Below are 16,165 nucleotides of genomic sequence, written 5' to 3'. Positions count from 1 at the left end.
GATCAAAGACTGCTATGCACGATTCAATTGAACACTATATGCAAACAGTAGGTCAAAATGCGCGTCAGGCTTCCCGCTTGTTGGCCAGCGCATCGACCTTAACGAAAAACAATGCGCTTTCAGCCATTTTCACTGCGCTAGAAGATCGTCAACCGCAAATTTTAGCGGCGAATGCGATTGACATGCAAAAAGCGCACGAAAACAACCTGGATAGTGCTCTACTTGATCGTTTAGAACTTAACCCCTCACGCTTTAAAGGCATGTTACAAGGCTTAAAAGATGTGATTGCGCTTAAAGATCCAATCGGTGAAATTACTGATATGTCATATCGCCCTACAGGTATTCAACTCGGTAAGATGCGTGTGCCTTTAGGCGTTGTCGGCATGATTTATGAATCACGGCCAAATGTCACACTTGAAGCAGCATCCTTAGCGCTAAAATCTGGCAATGCCATTATTTTACGTGGCGGTTCAGAAGCGCTTGAGTCCAATAAAGCCATCGCCGAAGCCATTCAGTATGGGCTTAAAAAAGTGGGCTTACCTGAGCATGCCGTCCAAGTGATTGCAACCTCTGATCGTGCCGCAGTTGGTCAACTGATTACCATGAGCGAATATGTCGATGTGATTATTCCACGTGGCGGTAAAGGTCTGATAGAACGAATTACCCTTGAAGCACGTATTCCTGTTATTAAACATTTAGATGGCAATTGTCATGTTTTTGTAGAAGCTGAAGCTGATCTACATAAAGCTCTCCCAATTGCGCTTAATGCGAAGACTCATCGTTATGGTGTTTGTAATGCCATGGAAACGTTGTTGGTCGATGAAAATATCGCAGAAGAGTTTTTACCGCGTATTGCTGAACTGTATGCTGAAAAACATGTCGAGCTTCGAGGTTGTGACCAAACTCGCCGCATCCTCGGTGAAAGCGTCAAAGTCGCCACTGAAGAAGACTGGTATACCGAATATCTAGCGCCCATCCTTGCGATTAAAGTGGTATCGGGTATTGAGGAAGCGATTCAACATATTAACCAATATGGTTCTCACCATACCGATGCAATCATTACTGAAAACTATTCATTAGTTCGCAAGTTTTTGGCTGAAGTAGATTCAAGCTCTGTGATGATTAATGCTTCTACACGCTTTGCCGATGGTTTTGAATATGGTTTAGGCGCCGAAATTGGCATCTCGACCGATAAAATCCATGCGCGCGGTCCAGTGGGTTTAGAAGGCTTGACCTCACAAAAATGGATCGTATTTGGTGACGGTCAAATTCGTCAATAAAATAATATGTCTTCTGGTTTTGTCGTTCAGTCGACAGAGCCAGAAAATGATTCAGCATTGAATCATGAAGTTATTTTTTAAAAATAGAAACATTTTTATTAAATAAATTGCAACATGATCAAACTATAAAAAATAGCGGTTCAACGTTATATTGGGTTTAAAAGAAAATTCGTTTAGGTTGGTTATTCGTTGGTTTTAACCCATGAATGCTAACGATAAATTAAAGATTGTTCGATAGTGCTTAAGTCTAATCGGCTAAAGTCTAGCTTGGACAGAAAAACGACACATGTTACAACATGTCATATTGATATTCGGACTGACAAAATCAGATTTGAAAATCAATATATTAAGGAAACAATTTAAAATATTTTGGGTGCAATACCGTGTCTACATCCGTTTTAGTGATTAACTGTGGTTCTTCCTCTATCAAATATGCTTTGGTTTCAGATCGTCGTGAAAACCGTATTTACGGTTTGGCTGAAAATCTAGGCACAGCAGAAGCTCGTATTAAAGGGATTACCGTCGGCGGTGAGCCCCTTGAATTATCCATTCCACACGCTGACCATGAAAAAGCACTTGAAACATTGTTGGCACGCTTAGCCAACTATAAGCCGCAGGCAATAGGACATCGTGTGGTCCATGGTGGAACATTAACCAAAGCGGAATTACTCACCCCAGAAATTATTGAACGTATTGTTGCTGCAACGCCATTAGCACCCTTACATAACCCTGCACATTTGGTTGGTATTGATGCCACTATGCGTTTGTTTCCCGAATTACCCCAAGTGGCTGTATTCGATACCGCATTTCATCAAACAATGCCTGAACATGCTTATCGCTATGCCTTGCCGAAATTCTTTTACACGGAACACTATGTCCGCCGCTATGGCTTTCATGGTACAAGCCATGCGTATGTATCTGATCGCGCCAGTGAACTGGCTGGACAATTCCGACAAGGCGGCTGGTTAAGTGCACATTTAGGCAATGGTAGCTCGACCTGTGCCATCTGGAATGGTGAAAGTATTGATACCTCGATGGGTTTAACCCCACTTGAAGGGATCGTGATGGGAACCCGTAGTGGTGATGTCGATCCAAGTATTCATAGTTTTATTGCCAACAACTTAGGTTGGGATATCGACAAGATTGATAAAATGCTCAACAAAGAAAGTGGGTTGTTAGGTTTATCTGATAATTTATCTAATGACATGCGCACATTGATCGAAGCCTCAGAAAATGGCAACGAAGATGCAAGACTTGCCATTGAAGTATTCAGTTACCGTTTAGCCAAGTCATTAGCTGGTTTAAGCTGCGGTTTACCCAAAATCGATGGTCTGATTTTTACAGGTGGGATTGGGGAAAACTCAGCCTATATCCGCGAAAAAACCATGATATATCTACCTCATTTTGGTTTTAAACTAGATAAAGATCAAAACAATACACTACAACGTGGTACAGAGGGCCGGATTGATGTAGGTCAAGGACCACAAATCTGGGTGATTCCTACAGATGAAGAAGGACGTATTGCCAAAGAAACTGAGCAAGTGGTGCAACAGGCAAAAAAGCTTGACGTTGTGATTGGTTAATCGTGCAGAGCTTATTGAGAGATCAGTCCTCTCAATAAGCCAAATACAAATGTTAAAAATATAATTTTATTTAAGGTCATTATGAATACAATTTTAATGATTCCAACCGCTGAAGGTGTTGGTTTAACCTCAGCCTGTTTGGGGATGGTGTATGCGTTGGATTGCAACGGCATTAAGGCTGGGTTTTTAAAACCATTTTCTCAGGAAAATCAGAATCAGTTTGATCGCACTACATCTCTCTTTCATCATTTATTTCAACGTGATACTGTCCAGTCAATTTCTCACGAAAAGCTGCTGCAATATATTTCAGCAGGTGAAATGGATGATTTACTTGAAGAAGCCGTTAGCCTGCATCGTACCATTGCGGCTCAGCAGGATGTAATTATTGTTGAAGGTTTACTGCCCAACGGACAAGATCATTTTGCCAGTGAATTGAATGCAGCGCTTGCACAAGCACTCGATGCCAAAGTGATTTTGGTCAGTACCGCAGATATTCAAAATCCACGAAAAACCGCGGAAAGAATCGAATCACATTTACGTCAGTTTGGTGGCGTCAATTCAAATCGCACCGCTGGCGTACTCTTTATGCGTACACGCGGTTTGCCTGAAGAATCAGCTCAAATTCCACTTACCATCGACCCTTCGCTGCGCCTGAGTGCTGAAATTGAAAAATTTAGTCTGGAACTACAAAAATATAATCGTCATTTAGGTACCAAAGAACTGCCGATTATCGGCATGGTGCCTTTTAGCAATACCTTAAGTGTGCCACGTACATTAGATATTGCTTCGGTGATTGATGGTGAGTGGGTTCATTTGGGTGAAGCCAAGCAACGACGCATTTTGCATTCCAGTTTAATTGCTTCAAGCATTGAATATGAACTCAATAAATTTGTCGCCGGCGAACTGATTATCAGTGCTTCCGAACGTACAGATGTTCTTTTGGCAAGTAGTCTGGCAACCAGTAATGGGATTCCTTTGGCAGGTCTGGTGCTGACCGAACGTACAGCGCCAGCCACCCAAATTCTGGATTTTTGCCAACATGCGATTAAACGCGGCTTACCTATTTTACATACCCAACTCAACACACTGGAAACCGCACAACGTCTGGCAGATTTTGGTAATGAAATTCCAGTTGATGATACTGAACGTGCCGAACAAGTCACTCGTTTCGTTTCGAGCCATATCGATACCGAATGGCTCAAAACTCAAGTCAATGGTAACCTCAGACCTCGCTTATCCCCTTCTGCCTTTCGTCATGAATTGGTACAAAAATCGATTGCGGCTAAAAAGCGAATTGTACTCCCCGAAGGCGATGAGCCGCGTACCGTACAGGCCGCTGCCATTTGTCAGTCACGTGGATTGGCACATTGTATCCTACTCGCGAAGCCAGAATCTGTGGTGGATGTGGCTAAAGCGCGTGGCATTGAGCTTCCAGATGATCTGGAGATTATTGATCCAGATACCATTCGAGACCAATATGTCACACCAATGGTCGAATTACGCAAAGGCAAACTAAACGAATTACAAGCCAAAGAGCAACTTCAAGATACGGTGGTTCTTGGCACGATGATGCTGGCATTAGATCAAGTCGATGGTTTGGTTTCAGGTGCCATTCACACCACAGCCAATACTGTTCGTCCTGCATTTCAGTTGATTAAAACTGCGCCCGAATATTCACTGGTTTCATCCATTTTCTTTATGTTGTTACCCGATGAAGTCTATGTGTATGGTGACTGCGCGATTAATCCTGATCCCGATGCGCAACAATTGGCTGAAATTGCGATTCAGTCTGCGGACTCGGCGAAAGCTTTTGGTATTGAACCACGTATTGCCATGATCAGTTACTCAACAGGCACTTCTGGAACAGGCGCAGATGTTGAGAAAGTAGCTGAAGCGACTCAAATTGCAAAACAACGTCGTCCAGATTTATTGATTGATGGGCCATTACAATATGATGCCGCATCGGTCGAAAGTGTCGGACGTCAAAAAGCACCAGATTCTCAAGTTGCAGGTCGAGCCAATGTCTTTATTTTCCCTGATTTAAATACAGGAAATACCACTTATAAAGCAGTTCAACGCTCTGCCAATGTAGTCAGTGTTGGCCCGATGTTACAGGGTCTAAATAAACCAGTGAATGATTTGTCACGTGGTGCGTTGGTCGATGATATTGTGTTTACCATTGCACTCACCGCCATTCAGGCTGAACAACAGGGTGAAGCAAAAAGCAGCTACAAAAGCATCTTAATTGATAACCCTATAAAAAAAGTCCCTTGACATTTCAGGGACTTTTTTTATGAAAACCAAATTATGATTTTAGTTTAATTGATCTTTATTCACTGGCATCATAAGAGAACTGGATACCTGCTGTACCGCCAGTTTCAATGAATAATTTGATAAAATCAGGCACTGTTTCTTTACGTTGCCAGTCACGTTGTAATTCACAGAATAATTGCGCCACACTAATTAATTTACCGCCCGCCTGTTCAATACGGCGTAATGCAGCCTCGTGAGCAGCCAATGAGGTTCCACCTACTGCATCAGCAACCACATAGACTTCGTAGCCTTCCTGTAGCGCATCGAGTGCTGGAAAGGTTAAACAAGCTTCTGTCCAAAGCGCAGTCATAATCAGTTTTTTGCGACCCGTAGCCTTAACAGCTTCTTTAAACTCGACATCTTCCCAAGAGTTAATAGAAGTACGGTCATAAGTTGGATAATCTGCCAACACTTTACGTAACTGAGGAATCGGTGGTTTGTTTAAACCTGTTTTGACATTTACCGTTGAATGAATAATCGGTAAGCCATAAACAATCGCAGCTTTGGCACTGCCGACAATATTATTGATTAAAAGTTGACGATCCATCGAAGCAATCGAGTTAACTTGTACTGGTTGATAATCGATACAAATAAAAGCTGAATTTTGAGGTGTTAATAGATGATCTTGCTTTGGATCACGAATGGCTTAACTGGTCATTTTTTATTCCTTTTTGATCTTTGTGATAGAAATCATTCTCATCTTATGCCGACAACCCTGTAAAGAATATGACTATTTTTAGGACATAGTTTTTCATTTTGTAATGTAGATAAAACTATATTTTTATGGATGCAATATTCGCCTACATGGTCATTAATTCATCATGGAATATATTTCATTTTTTTGCCAGCCAAACGGTATGCCCTGTGCATTCAGCATCTTCTGCAACCATTTTAACTACATCAAAACCATATTGAGCCAATAATGCGCGGTATTCTTCGGCATCCAAACTGGCATGGTACAAAGGCTCTCCAAACATCTCTCCAATCGCCTCACCATGACTCGGACCACTGGTAAACATCAGGGCGGCTCCGTGCTTTGCATGCGCTGAAAACTGTGCAAACATTTCACGTTGATCATCTGGAGTGAGATGGAAAAAACTATCCCATGCCAAAATGCCATCAAACTGTTGATCAAAACGAAAATGTCGCATATCGGCATTGATCCATGTCTGTTCAGGAAAAGATTCCCGCGCCATTTCCAACATCACCTCTGAGCGATCTACCCCTGTCACCTGACAGCCATTTTCGATGAGATACGCTGCAATCGGTTGACCTGAACCACAACCTAAATCCAATACGTTTGCATCAGTGGATGGTAATAATGCCAAAAAACGATCTAGCCAAGCTTTTTCATAGAGATAATCACCGCGAAGCTCTGTCCAGTCGCGTCCATATTTTTGATAAATTTGAATGATTTTTTGGGCTAAACGCTCATTATTCATTTATTTTCACTCTTTTTTCATCATTTTGATGGGTATTTTAATCTGATTTTAAAAGCTTAGACCTTCGACCAAAATCTCGGCAAAACCGCCCACAGCAGTGTCATTTTGTCATATAATCTTTGCCGCTAGCTAACTGCCCGCTCAAGAGATTTTTGATATGACCACAATTATCAAACAAGATGACTTGATCACTTCGGTCAAGGATGCCCTTCAATTCATTTCTTACTATCACCCGCAAGACTTTATTCAAGCCATGAGTCGTGCCTATGATCGTGAAGAAAACCAAGCTGCTAAAGACGCGATTGCACAAATCCTGATTAACTCGCGTATGTGCGCAGAGGGTCATCGCCCAATCTGTCAGGATACGGGGATCGTCAACGTTTTCCTTGAAGTGGGCTTAGACGTTAAATTTGATCTTAGCATGAGCTTGGATGATGCCATTAATGAAGGTGTACGTCAGGGTTATTTAGAGAACTCTAATGTACTTCGTGCTTCTGTTTTAGCTGATCCTGCTTTTGGTCGTAAAAATACCAAAGACAACACCCCTGCGGTGATCCACTATAAACTCGTTCCGGGTAATAAAGTAGATATTACGGTTGCAGCCAAAGGTGGCGGTTCAGAAAATAAATCGAAACTTGCGATGTTAAATCCATCTGATTCGATTGTGGATTGGGTACTGAAAACTGTTCCAACCATGGGTGCAGGCTGGTGTCCACCGGGCATGCTCGGGATCGGGATTGGCGGTACTGCTGAAAAAGCCATGATGCTTGCCAAAGAAGCATTGATGGAAGAAATCAACATGGACGAATTGCTTCGTCGCGGCCCTCAAAGCAAAATGGAAGAACTTCGTATCGAGATCTTTGAGAAAGTCAATGCACTCGGAATTGGCGCGCAAGGTCTTGGTGGTTTAACCACAGTACTGGATATTAAAATCAAGGATTATCCTTGCCATGCTGCGAGCAAACCTGTCGGTATGATTCCAAATTGTGCGGCGACTCGTCATGCACATTTCCAACTAGATGGTTCTGGTGTTGCTCATATTCAGGCACCAAAACTTGAAGATTATCCTGCTGTAACATGGGATTCATCTAAATCTAAACGTGTGAATTTAGATACCATTACTCAGGAAGAAATGAACTCATGGCAGCCGGGTGATACCTTATTGCTGAGTGGTACCATGTATACAGGTCGTGATGCAGCACATAAACGTATGGTCGATATGATCGACAACGGCGAAGAATTACCTGTTGATCTTAAAGGTAAATTTATCTATTACGTGGGTCCAGTTGATCCAGTAGGCGATGAAGTGGTTGGCCCTGCTGGTCCGACAACCGCAACCCGTATGGATAAGTTCACCCGTAAAGTACTTGAACACACTGGCCTGTTCGGCATGATTGGTAAAGCAGATCGTGGTCCAACGGCGATTGAAGCCATTAAGGACAATAAAGCGACTTACCTCATGGCAGTCGGTGGTGCAGCTTATCTGGTGTCTAAAGCGGTGCGTGAAGCTGAAGTGGTTGCCTTTGCTGACTTAGGTATGGAAGCGATCTACAAATTTGTGGTTGAAGACATGCCTGTTTCAGTGGCTGTTGATGTGAATGGTACATCCATTCATGCGATTGCGCCTAAAATCTGGCAAGCCAAGATTGGTAAAATTCCAGTTACTGATGCTGCGGCAGTTTAAATACTTATCTAAGATATAAAGAAAGCACCTTTCGGGGTGCTTTTTTTGTCAGTAAATTTTATCCAATCTATACAAAATCATTAACGTATCGTTTTATTTTCTAATTGATTAGTTCTTAATAAAAAAGTATTCACGATAATATTTCAGCTCGGCGATCGAATCACGAATATCATCCATCGCTAAATGCGAAGCATTCTTTTTCAAGCCGCTCATGATTTCTGGACGCCAGCGTTTAGCCAGTTCTTTCACACTCGACACGTCCAAATTACGGTAATGAAAAAATTGTTCGAGTTCAGGCATCAAACGATGCAAGAAACGGCGATCCTGACAGATCGAATTACCACACATGGGCGAGCTTTTTGGGCTGACCCATTTTTTTAAAAATTCAAGCGTTTGCTGCTCTGCATCCTGAGCGGTTAATTTGCTACGACGCACACGTTCAATCAAGCCGGACTGTCCATGTTGACGTGTATTCCATTCATCCATAGCATTTAAAATACGATCTGGCTGATGCACCGCCAAAACTGGACCTTCTGCCAAAATATTTAAATGATCATCTGTAATAATCGTTGCAACTTCAATAATCTGGTCATTGTCTGTATCTAAACCAGTCATTTCGAGGTCAATCCAGATTAACCGTGTATCTAATGTGCTGCTCATGAATATGGAATCTTAAAGGCTTGAAAAACATCAATAGTAGCAAATTAATTACATCTTGGCTGTAATTCCATAGCCAGTTCATGCTATTTTTGCCACCTCAAACAGTGGGTTTTAGGAATGAATGGCTCTAATTCGTAAACGGCGTTTAACTGAACAACAGCAACGCCGCATAGACAAACAGCATAAGGCACGCCAAGAGGAAATCGAGACTTCTCATGATCTGGAAGGCTTGGTTGTGCAGCACTATGGTCGCCAACTTGAAGTACAGGCTTTATCAGTACCCGAGCCTCATCCTGAAAAACCCGTAGTTGCTGAGGGTGAACCAGAACCTTTTTGGAAACCCATAGAAATCGGCAGTGTCTGGCGTTGTCATACGCGCACCAATCTTGAACTCTTGGTCACAGGTGATCGAGTCAAATGGCAGGCCGATCCCAATACAGGTTTAGGCATTATTACTGCCATTCATCCACGCCAATCCTTACTCACTCGTCCTGATCGCTACCATAAAGTCAAACCTGTGGCGGCCAATATCAGTCTGATTGTGATTGTCTTTGCGCCATTGCCAGAACCTGCACCGAGTCTGATTGATCGATATTTAGTCGCCTGTGCAGACGCCAATATCCCTGCGCTGTTGGTACTCAATAAATCTGATTTACTACAAGACCATGATCCAATTTTGACCTTGCTCGATGAATATAAGGCGCTGGGTTATGAAAGTCTGATTTGTCAGGCCAAAGGTGATTTATCAGCGTTACGTGAACGACTCGATGGTGAAACCGTGGCATTTGTTGGGCAGTCTGGTGTGGGTAAAAGTTCACTCATCAATGCCATCGTGCCAGATGCAGAACAAAAAACCAATATCATTTCAGAGAACTCGGCATTGGGACAACACACCACCACGTCCACTCGGTTGATCAGTTTTGGTCAAAATGGTGCGTTGATTGATTCTCCTGGGATACGTGAATTTGGGCTTTGGCATTTAAATGCCGATAAAATTCGTGAAGGCTTCCCAGAAATTGCAGCGCACTTGGGACATTGCCAATTCCGTAATTGTACGCATACGCATGAAAAACAGTGCGCACTCAAAAATGCGGTTGTCGCGGGTGAAATTTTACCGCGCAGACTTGAAAGTTATTTGCGTTTAAATGAAGAAATTCAGGATGCGCAACAAAAAAGTTAATTTTCTATCAAAATTACCCTTGAACTGGTGATTTTGATCACCATGTATATGAGCTATACTCTACGTCAATTTTAAGCTGAATTAGGTGACTTGTGGAACGCTGGTTAGAGTTTATGGGGAATCACCCCTTTTTGTTTGGAATCTTGGCTGTTTTAATTGTGCTGTTCTTTGTCTTTGAAGGGCAACGTAATGGTCGTAAGATTTCCCCACAATCACTTGGTATTTTAGTTAAAGCGAAAAATGCTCAACTGATTGATCTACGTGATGCGGGTGATTTTCGTGAAGGTCATATCAGCGGTAGTCGTAACATTCCATACAGCCAACTGACTAGCCATATTGATGAGTTAAAATCAAGTGATCGCCCATTGGTGTTCATTTGTAATTTAGGTCAGGTTGCAGGTAGTGCCCTGCAAAAAGTTGGTCATGCTGACAGTTATCGTCTTGATGGCGGAATTAGTAACTGGAAAGCACAAAACCTGCCACTGGTGAAAAGCAAAACCAAAGCTTAAGGAGAACTTTATGTCTGCAAATATCACGATTTACTCGACCACAATGTGTCCGTATTGTGTGCGTGCAAAACAGCTTCTTGAGCGTAAAGGCGTTGAGTATAAAGAAATTAATTTATCCAATGAAGCACCAGAAGTACGTGTTGAATTGATGCAACGCACCAATCATCGCACTGTGCCTCAAATTTTTATTAATGATCAGTTTATTGGTGGTTTTGACCAGCTTTATGCTTTAGAGCGTGATGGTAAACTCGACCCGTTACTGGCCTAAACTCGCTTAAATTGTAAAGGAAAAAAGAATGAGTGAAGAACAACAAACTCAACCACAACTCGCTTTAGAACGTCTTTATACCAAAGACATTTCATTTGAAGTTCCTGGGGCGCAAGTTTTTACTAAACAATGGCAACCAGAGTTGAATATCAACCTCTCATCTGCTGCTGAAAAAGTTGATCCAACACATTTTGAAGTGTCATTAAAAGTAGTGGTTCAAGCCAATAATGATGGCGAGACAGCGTTTATTGTAGATGTCACTCAAGCAGGTATTTTCCTGATTGAAAATATTGAAGAAGAACGCCTTCCATACATTCTAGGTGCTTACTGCCCGAACATTCTGTTCCCGTTTTTGCGTGAAGCAGTCAATGATATGGTGACAAAAGGCAGTTTCCCTCAATTACTGTTGACTCCTATCAACTTTGATGCTGAATTTGAAGCCAATATGCAACGTGCTCAGGCAACCGTTGCTGAAGGTCAGGCCTAATCGCCCAAATAAAAAAACCACCGTTTGGTGGTTTTTTTATGTCTAATATTCGGTCAGGCTTTATTTAAATTTTTTATGATTTTCATTGCGAATATTAAGCAGGTTTTTGCCTTCTACTTTCGCCTGAGCCAATTGATTGGCTTTGACCAATCCAGACGTCTTATCAATTTCAGCGACCAATTGATCAAGTCCAGCCCGATAGGCTTTAACATCAGCGCTATGATCTGGCTGATTTTTTAATTTATTGGGTTTCGATGCTTTAGAATCAAGCGCAGCCATTCGCATTTTTGTCAGTGCAGAACTGGCATCGTTGGCATTAGTCGATTTATTAAAATCTGCATAAGCAGTTGCAATTGTTACCATGTTGTCATGTAAAGTGGCTGCCGTCGCAAGGTGGCTCAATCCAAAACAACTTAGAAACAATGCACTGAACCATACTGTCTTCATCGGTGCATTCCCTGTTTAGTCAATCATTTGACTGCTCAAACATAACCAAGTTTCAAAAAAAGAAAAAGCGCCTTTTGTTGGAGCTTTGTCTCAAATTTAGCTGTATAAACACAGGCGGTTTAAATTTTGCGTTTTAAAGCATCTGCAATAGCTTCGACCAATTGCTGCGAAATTTCCTGTTTAGAAGCTTTTTCCAGCTCACGTTTCTTCATATGATAACTTTGTGCAAAAAACACCGTCATGGCATTTTCATCTGAAGCAAAACCAATATCTTTACGTGAGACATCGTTACAAGCGATCATATCCAGTTTTTTCGCCACCAGTTTGCCTGCTGCATATTCTTCAACATTTTGTGTTTCTGCGGCAAAACCCACCATAAATGGGCGCTGTTCTTGCTGTGCAATCGTGGCAACAATATCTGGATTTTTAATCAGAGAAACTGCTAACTCATCGCCTGCTTTTTTAATTTTTTGATCTGCCACTTGAGCAACGCGGTAATCTGCCACTGCTGCCGTTGCGATAAAAATATCACAGCCTTCATCTAGCGTTTGCATACTCGCATCCAGCATTTGCACAGCTGAAGCAACATTGACACGTTGCACACCATTTGGTGTATCCAGTGTTACAGGACCTGCAATTAAGGTCACTTTAGCGCCTGCTGCATAGCAAGCCGCCGCAAGCGAAAAGCCCATTTTCCCCGTACTATGATTGGATATATAACGCACAGGATCAATCGCTTCGCGTGTAGGCCCTGCGGTCACCACCACATGCTTACCCGCCAATAATCCAAATTTTTCTGCTATGGCACGTTGGGCTTTATGAAAATATTCGCGCACCTGATAAGCCAATTGCTCAGGTTCAGGCATACGCCCTAGACCAACATCTCCACAGGCCTGCGAACCTGCATCAGGCATAATCACATGAATGCCATCTTCCACCAATGTTTGTAAATTACGCTGTGTGGCTTTTGCTGCCCACATTTGCTGATTCATGGCAGGCGCGACCCAAATAGGCGCTTTAGTCGCCAAATACAAGGTGCTGAGTAAATCGTCTGCTAAACCGTGCGCAAATTTTGCCAAAGTATCGCAGCTTGCTGGCGCAACCAAAACCAAGTCTGCCCAACGCGCCAACTCGATATGCCCCATGCCCGCTTCTGCTTCAGGATCTAGTAATTCGGTATGTACAGGATTACCTGAAAGTGCCTGAAAAGTTAAGGGGGTAATAAATGCTTGTGCGCCGTGGGTCATCACCACACGCACATTAAATCCATAATCTTTTAGCCGACGAACGATAATCGCACTTTTGTAGGCTGCTATGCCGCCAGTAACCGCTAGGATGATGTTTTTATGAGGAATAACACTTAAATCAAAGCTCACAAACAGCTTACCTTTATGTTGCAGTGGCGCTCACAATAGCATTAAATACGCGCATACCCAAGTGATTGGCTATGAAATCAGAATTAAAATAATGGCAATAAGTGATATTTATAATGAATCATTCTATTAAACAATCGATCAAAGCGTGGCCACAACAAGAACGCCCACGTGAACGCCTGCTAGAACAAGGCGCAAGCAGTTTATCAGATGCAGAATTACTGGCGATTTTCTTACGTTCAGGCTCCAGACAGCACTCTGCGGTTGAACTGGCTAGACTCCTGATTCAGCATTTTGGGGGACTTAATCCTGTATTTGACGCTTCACAGGAAGAGCTGTGTCAGTTTCATGGAATGGGCGCGACCAAATATTCACAATTAATGGCAGTCAAGGAGTTAGGCAGGCGTTATTTGAATAATCATTTTCATCAAGATCATTTAAATCTGGATTCATCTCAACTGGTACTCGATTATTTACGTTATGAGTTACAAGGTGAAACGCAGGAAGTATTTGCTGTCCTGTGTCTGGACAGTCAGTTACGCAAGTTACATTTCAAGAAACTGTTTTTTGGCTCTACCAATTTTTGCAGTGTTTCAATCAAACAAACCTTGCGTTATGCCATTCAACAACATGCTAGTTTTATCGTGATTGCACATAACCATCCCTTTGGTGAAGTACAGCCTTCGGTCGAAGATATTGAAATGACCCAACAGTTAAAACAGGCTTGTGAATGTGTCGAGATCAAGTTGATTGATCATATTATTGTGGCTAAACAGGCAACTTTTTCATTTGCTGAACAGCGACTGCTCAATTTATAAAATCATGTGGCAATTGTATTGACAAAGTCTGACCAACTGGTAAAGATCATAAAAAAATCCTTGCCCGTTGAATCATGATTGTACGCGACCAAACCGATCTCATAAAGTTACTGTTTTCTTGGCGCGGAACGATTTTACCCAAAATTTTACCTGCTCTCGGCGTGGTGATGCTGCTCTCTGCGATTGTCGGTGGGCTTGAATATACTCAGATTTATCATTTCCCAGAACTTCCCCTTGTCGGTTTTACCCTCATTGGCGTCGTACTTTCCATTTTTTTAGGCTTTAAAAATAGTGCCTGTTATGATCGCTGGTGGGAAGGCCGTAAACTCTGGGGAGCTTTGATCGCCAATGCGCGTCATTTTGATCGGGACTGTCGTATTTTGCCACAAGGTCGTCGTGAAAAAGTCATACAACATGTGATTGTTTTTGCCAATACACTTCGCGATCGCCTGCGTCATCAAACCGCCCATCCGACTGAGCTGACAGAAACCACAGGAATGAGTCAACAAGCCCTGACGCAGCTCTATCAACAACATAATGCGCCACAATACACTTTAAGCCTGATTCAATGGGAGTTAATGCAATCGCTCAAAGAAGGTGAGATCAGTGACATTATTTACACGCAGTTAAATCGCTATGTCACCGAACTCAGTCTAGTACAGACCGGTTGCGACCGTATTGCCAACACTCCTATTCCTTTTGCTTACTCGGTTTTGCTGAATCGTACCGTATTCTTTTTCTGTTTTATGTTGCCTTTTAGCGTGGGGCCTATTCTGGGTTTAGGGACGCCATTACTGGTCGGGATTTTAACCTATACTTTTTTAGGGCTGGATGCTTTAAGTTCTGAAATTGAAGAACCCTTTGGCACACAAAGTAATGACCTTCCACTCGACTCGATGGTGCGGCTCATCGAAATTGAGTTATTAGGAACTTTAGGCAGACCAACCCCACCGCCTATTCAAGCACAAGATCATAATTTGTTATAACCTCTAGCCTCTTCTTATAATCTCGCGCATAGATCTTATAGAAAATGCTTCAGATCAGTGACGAATAAATTGAGAGTCAACAATTGGTTTAAAGCGCTCTGTAAATTGTCCATTCCAGTACGGATAATAAGGATAAGCTGGATAAATCGCACTTGCTTGATTCAATTTTTCAACATGTTCATGGGATAAATAAATATCTTTGGCCTTTAGATTATCTTGAAGTTGTGTTTCATTTCGAGCGCCAATCAGCACACTCGCCACAGTGGGTCTTTGTAATAACCACTGCAAAGAAATTTGAGGAATGGTATAGCCTGTTTGTTCCGAAATTTCTTTCAAAGCATCAATCACTTGGTATAAATGATCTTCGTTGACAGGAGGAGCAAATTGGGCAGTATCATGCAAGCGACTTTCAGCAGGGATCGGATGTTGTCGATCAAATTTCCCTGTCAAACGCCCCCAGCCTAATGGACTCCAGACCACAGCAGCAATTTGTTGATCATCATTTAAAGGCATTAACTCCCATTCATAATCCCGACCGATCAATGAGTAGTAAACCTGATTGACCACAAACTTTTCATAACCATAATGATCGGCAATCGCTTGTGCCTTCATTAATTGCCAACCTGAAAAATTTGAAACGCCGATATAACGTACTTTTCCACTTCGAACCAATTCATCCAGTGTTTTCATCAGTTGATGCAATGAAGTAAAGCTATCAAACTGATGGAGTTGCAACACATCAATATAATCTGTACCCAAGCGCTTTAAAGACTGCTCTACGGCATATTGCAAATAGTTGCGGCTAAAACCTGCCGCATTTAACGCATCTGAGCTTCGAATACCGATTTTGGTAGAAATAATCGTGTCTTTTCTATCTAAGGCTAAAGCCTTGCCCAACATTGTCTCAGACTCGCCATCGGAATAGACATCAGCAGTATCAAAAAAATTAATTCCAGCATCCAGACACATTTGGATCATACGATTAGCTTCGGTTTGACTCGGTTGTCCCCAAGCAGAAAAAAGTTGACCTTTGCCGCCTAAAGTCCCTGCACCAAAACCAAACTCAGAGACTTTTAAACCTGAGTTTCCTAAAAAATGATAATTCATTACTCACTCCAGCCTCGTGTTTTATCTT

At 42.2% G+C, this 16,165-nt stretch carries 16 protein-coding genes; 10 read left to right on the top strand and 6 right to left on the bottom strand.

All coding sequences use genetic code 11. The annotated features are described in order from the left end of the window. The first annotated feature begins 14 nt into the window (after window positions 1-14). The 3 genes from JR005_RS07820 (at window position 15) to pta (ending at window position 5,137) form a co-directional block, all read left to right on the top strand. Window positions 15-1,280, top strand: coding sequence for a glutamate-5-semialdehyde dehydrogenase (locus JR005_RS07820; RefSeq protein ID WP_004992646.1), 1,266 nt, complete (start codon window positions 15-17; stop codon window positions 1,278-1,280). Window positions 1,281-1,663: 383 nt separating this feature from the next. Next, a complete protein-coding gene (locus tag JR005_RS07815) occupies window positions 1,664-2,863 on the top strand; it encodes an acetate/propionate family kinase (RefSeq protein ID WP_004992644.1) in 1,200 nt (399 codons plus the stop codon). A gap of 81 nt (window positions 2,864-2,944) precedes the next feature. Next, window positions 2,945-5,137 carry a phosphate acetyltransferase gene (gene pta / locus JR005_RS07810; protein WP_218664835.1) on the top strand — a complete coding sequence of 731 codons (2,193 nt, stop codon included), beginning with the start codon at window positions 2,945-2,947 and terminating at the stop codon, window positions 5,135-5,137. A 55-nt stretch (window positions 5,138-5,192) separates the two neighbouring features. Here pta and JR005_RS07805 read toward each other — a convergent pair whose 3' ends face one another. Continuing rightward, entirely contained in the window at window positions 5,193-5,819 is a 627-nt protein-coding gene (locus JR005_RS07805) for a hydrolase (RefSeq protein WP_228731796.1), read from the bottom strand. Between the two features lie 190 nt (window positions 5,820-6,009). Further along, window positions 6,010-6,618 (bottom strand): class I SAM-dependent methyltransferase, encoded by a 609-nt coding sequence (locus JR005_RS07800; RefSeq protein WP_218664834.1) that lies wholly within the window; start codon window positions 6,616-6,618, stop codon window positions 6,010-6,012. Window positions 6,619-6,775: 157 nt separating this feature from the next. On the opposite strand from JR005_RS07800, the gene JR005_RS07795 reads away from it, so the two are divergent. Further along, a complete protein-coding gene (locus tag JR005_RS07795; protein WP_004992634.1) occupies window positions 6,776-8,302 on the top strand; it encodes a fumarate hydratase in 1,527 nt (508 codons plus the stop codon). 108 nt (window positions 8,303-8,410) lie between these two features. Here JR005_RS07795 and orn read toward each other — a convergent pair whose 3' ends face one another. Then, entirely contained in the window at window positions 8,411-8,962 is a 552-nt protein-coding gene (orn, locus tag JR005_RS07790; protein WP_004992630.1) for an oligoribonuclease, read from the bottom strand. Between the two features lie 121 nt (window positions 8,963-9,083). Between orn and rsgA the strand changes: the two genes are divergently transcribed. The 4 genes from rsgA (at window position 9,084) to secB (ending at window position 11,406) form a co-directional block, all read left to right on the top strand. Continuing rightward, a complete protein-coding gene (rsgA, locus tag JR005_RS07785; protein WP_004992629.1) occupies window positions 9,084-10,142 on the top strand; it encodes a ribosome small subunit-dependent GTPase A in 1,059 nt (352 codons plus the stop codon). Between the two features lie 92 nt (window positions 10,143-10,234). After that, window positions 10,235-10,651, top strand: a complete 417-nt coding sequence (locus JR005_RS07780) for a rhodanese-like domain-containing protein (RefSeq protein ID WP_004992628.1) — start codon at window positions 10,235-10,237, stop codon at window positions 10,649-10,651. A gap of 10 nt (window positions 10,652-10,661) precedes the next feature. Continuing rightward, window positions 10,662-10,919, top strand: a complete 258-nt coding sequence (gene grxC, locus JR005_RS07775; protein ID WP_004992626.1) for a glutaredoxin 3 — start codon at window positions 10,662-10,664, stop codon at window positions 10,917-10,919. A 28-nt stretch (window positions 10,920-10,947) separates the two neighbouring features. After that, window positions 10,948-11,406 carry a protein-export chaperone SecB gene (gene secB / locus JR005_RS07770; protein ID WP_004992624.1) on the top strand — a complete coding sequence of 153 codons (459 nt, stop codon included), beginning with the start codon at window positions 10,948-10,950 and terminating at the stop codon, window positions 11,404-11,406. Between the two features lie 60 nt (window positions 11,407-11,466). Here the strand turns inward: secB and cybC are convergent, their stop codons facing one another. Together cybC and coaBC are read right to left on the bottom strand one after the other, a co-directional pair. Further along, window positions 11,467-11,853, bottom strand: coding sequence for a cytochrome b562 (gene cybC, locus JR005_RS07765; RefSeq protein WP_004994888.1), 387 nt, complete (start codon window positions 11,851-11,853; stop codon window positions 11,467-11,469). A 119-nt stretch (window positions 11,854-11,972) separates the two neighbouring features. Beyond that, on the bottom strand, window positions 11,973-13,229 hold the full coding sequence (gene coaBC, locus JR005_RS07760) for a bifunctional phosphopantothenoylcysteine decarboxylase/phosphopantothenate--cysteine ligase CoaBC (protein ID WP_218664833.1): 1,257 nt from the start codon (window positions 13,227-13,229) through the stop codon (window positions 11,973-11,975). 113 nt (window positions 13,230-13,342) lie between these two features. On the opposite strand from coaBC, the gene radC reads away from it, so the two are divergent. After that, on the top strand, window positions 13,343-14,044 hold the full coding sequence (gene radC / locus JR005_RS07755; protein ID WP_218664832.1) for a RadC family protein: 702 nt from the start codon (window positions 13,343-13,345) through the stop codon (window positions 14,042-14,044). A 74-nt stretch (window positions 14,045-14,118) separates the two neighbouring features. Next, window positions 14,119-15,030 carry a bestrophin family protein gene (locus tag JR005_RS07750; protein WP_004992618.1) on the top strand — a complete coding sequence of 304 codons (912 nt, stop codon included), beginning with the start codon at window positions 14,119-14,121 and terminating at the stop codon, window positions 15,028-15,030. 54 nt (window positions 15,031-15,084) lie between these two features. Here JR005_RS07750 and JR005_RS07745 read toward each other — a convergent pair whose 3' ends face one another. After that, window positions 15,085-16,137 (bottom strand): aldo/keto reductase, encoded by a 1,053-nt coding sequence (locus JR005_RS07745; protein ID WP_218664831.1) that lies wholly within the window; start codon window positions 16,135-16,137, stop codon window positions 15,085-15,087. Between the last annotated feature and the right edge of the window lie 28 nt (window positions 16,138-16,165).

Source organism: Acinetobacter sp. Colony158 (assembly GCF_019264745.1).
Classification (GTDB): domain Bacteria; phylum Pseudomonadota; class Gammaproteobacteria; order Pseudomonadales; family Moraxellaceae; genus Acinetobacter; species Acinetobacter ursingii.
This window is presented reverse-complemented; position numbering and strand designations above follow the sequence as displayed.

Bases quoted from the DNA above. Each gene is read 5' to 3' on its own strand.
- JR005_RS07820 (WP_004992646.1), top strand. From the start codon at position 15: ATGCACGATTCAATTGAACACTATATGCAAACAGTAGGTCAAAATGCG.
- pta (WP_218664835.1), top strand. From the start codon at position 2,945: ATGAATACAATTTTAATGATTCCAACCGCTGAAGGTGTTGGTTTAACC.
- JR005_RS07800 (WP_218664834.1), bottom strand. From the start codon at position 6,618: ATGAATAATGAGCGTTTAGCCCAAAAAATCATTCAAATTTATCAAAAA.
- JR005_RS07795 (WP_004992634.1), top strand. From the start codon at position 6,776: ATGACCACAATTATCAAACAAGATGACTTGATCACTTCGGTCAAGGAT.
- orn (WP_004992630.1), bottom strand. From the start codon at position 8,962: ATGAGCAGCACATTAGATACACGGTTAATCTGGATTGACCTCGAAATG.
- rsgA (WP_004992629.1), top strand. From the start codon at position 9,084: ATGGCTCTAATTCGTAAACGGCGTTTAACTGAACAACAGCAACGCCGC.
- grxC (WP_004992626.1), top strand. From the start codon at position 10,662: ATGTCTGCAAATATCACGATTTACTCGACCACAATGTGTCCGTATTGT.
- secB (WP_004992624.1), top strand. From the start codon at position 10,948: ATGAGTGAAGAACAACAAACTCAACCACAACTCGCTTTAGAACGTCTT.
- cybC (WP_004994888.1), bottom strand. From the start codon at position 11,853: ATGAAGACAGTATGGTTCAGTGCATTGTTTCTAAGTTGTTTTGGATTG.
- radC (WP_218664832.1), top strand. From the start codon at position 13,343: ATGAATCATTCTATTAAACAATCGATCAAAGCGTGGCCACAACAAGAA.
- JR005_RS07750 (WP_004992618.1), top strand. From the start codon at position 14,119: ATGATTGTACGCGACCAAACCGATCTCATAAAGTTACTGTTTTCTTGG.
- JR005_RS07745 (WP_218664831.1), bottom strand. From the start codon at position 16,137: ATGAATTATCATTTTTTAGGAAACTCAGGTTTAAAAGTCTCTGAGTTT.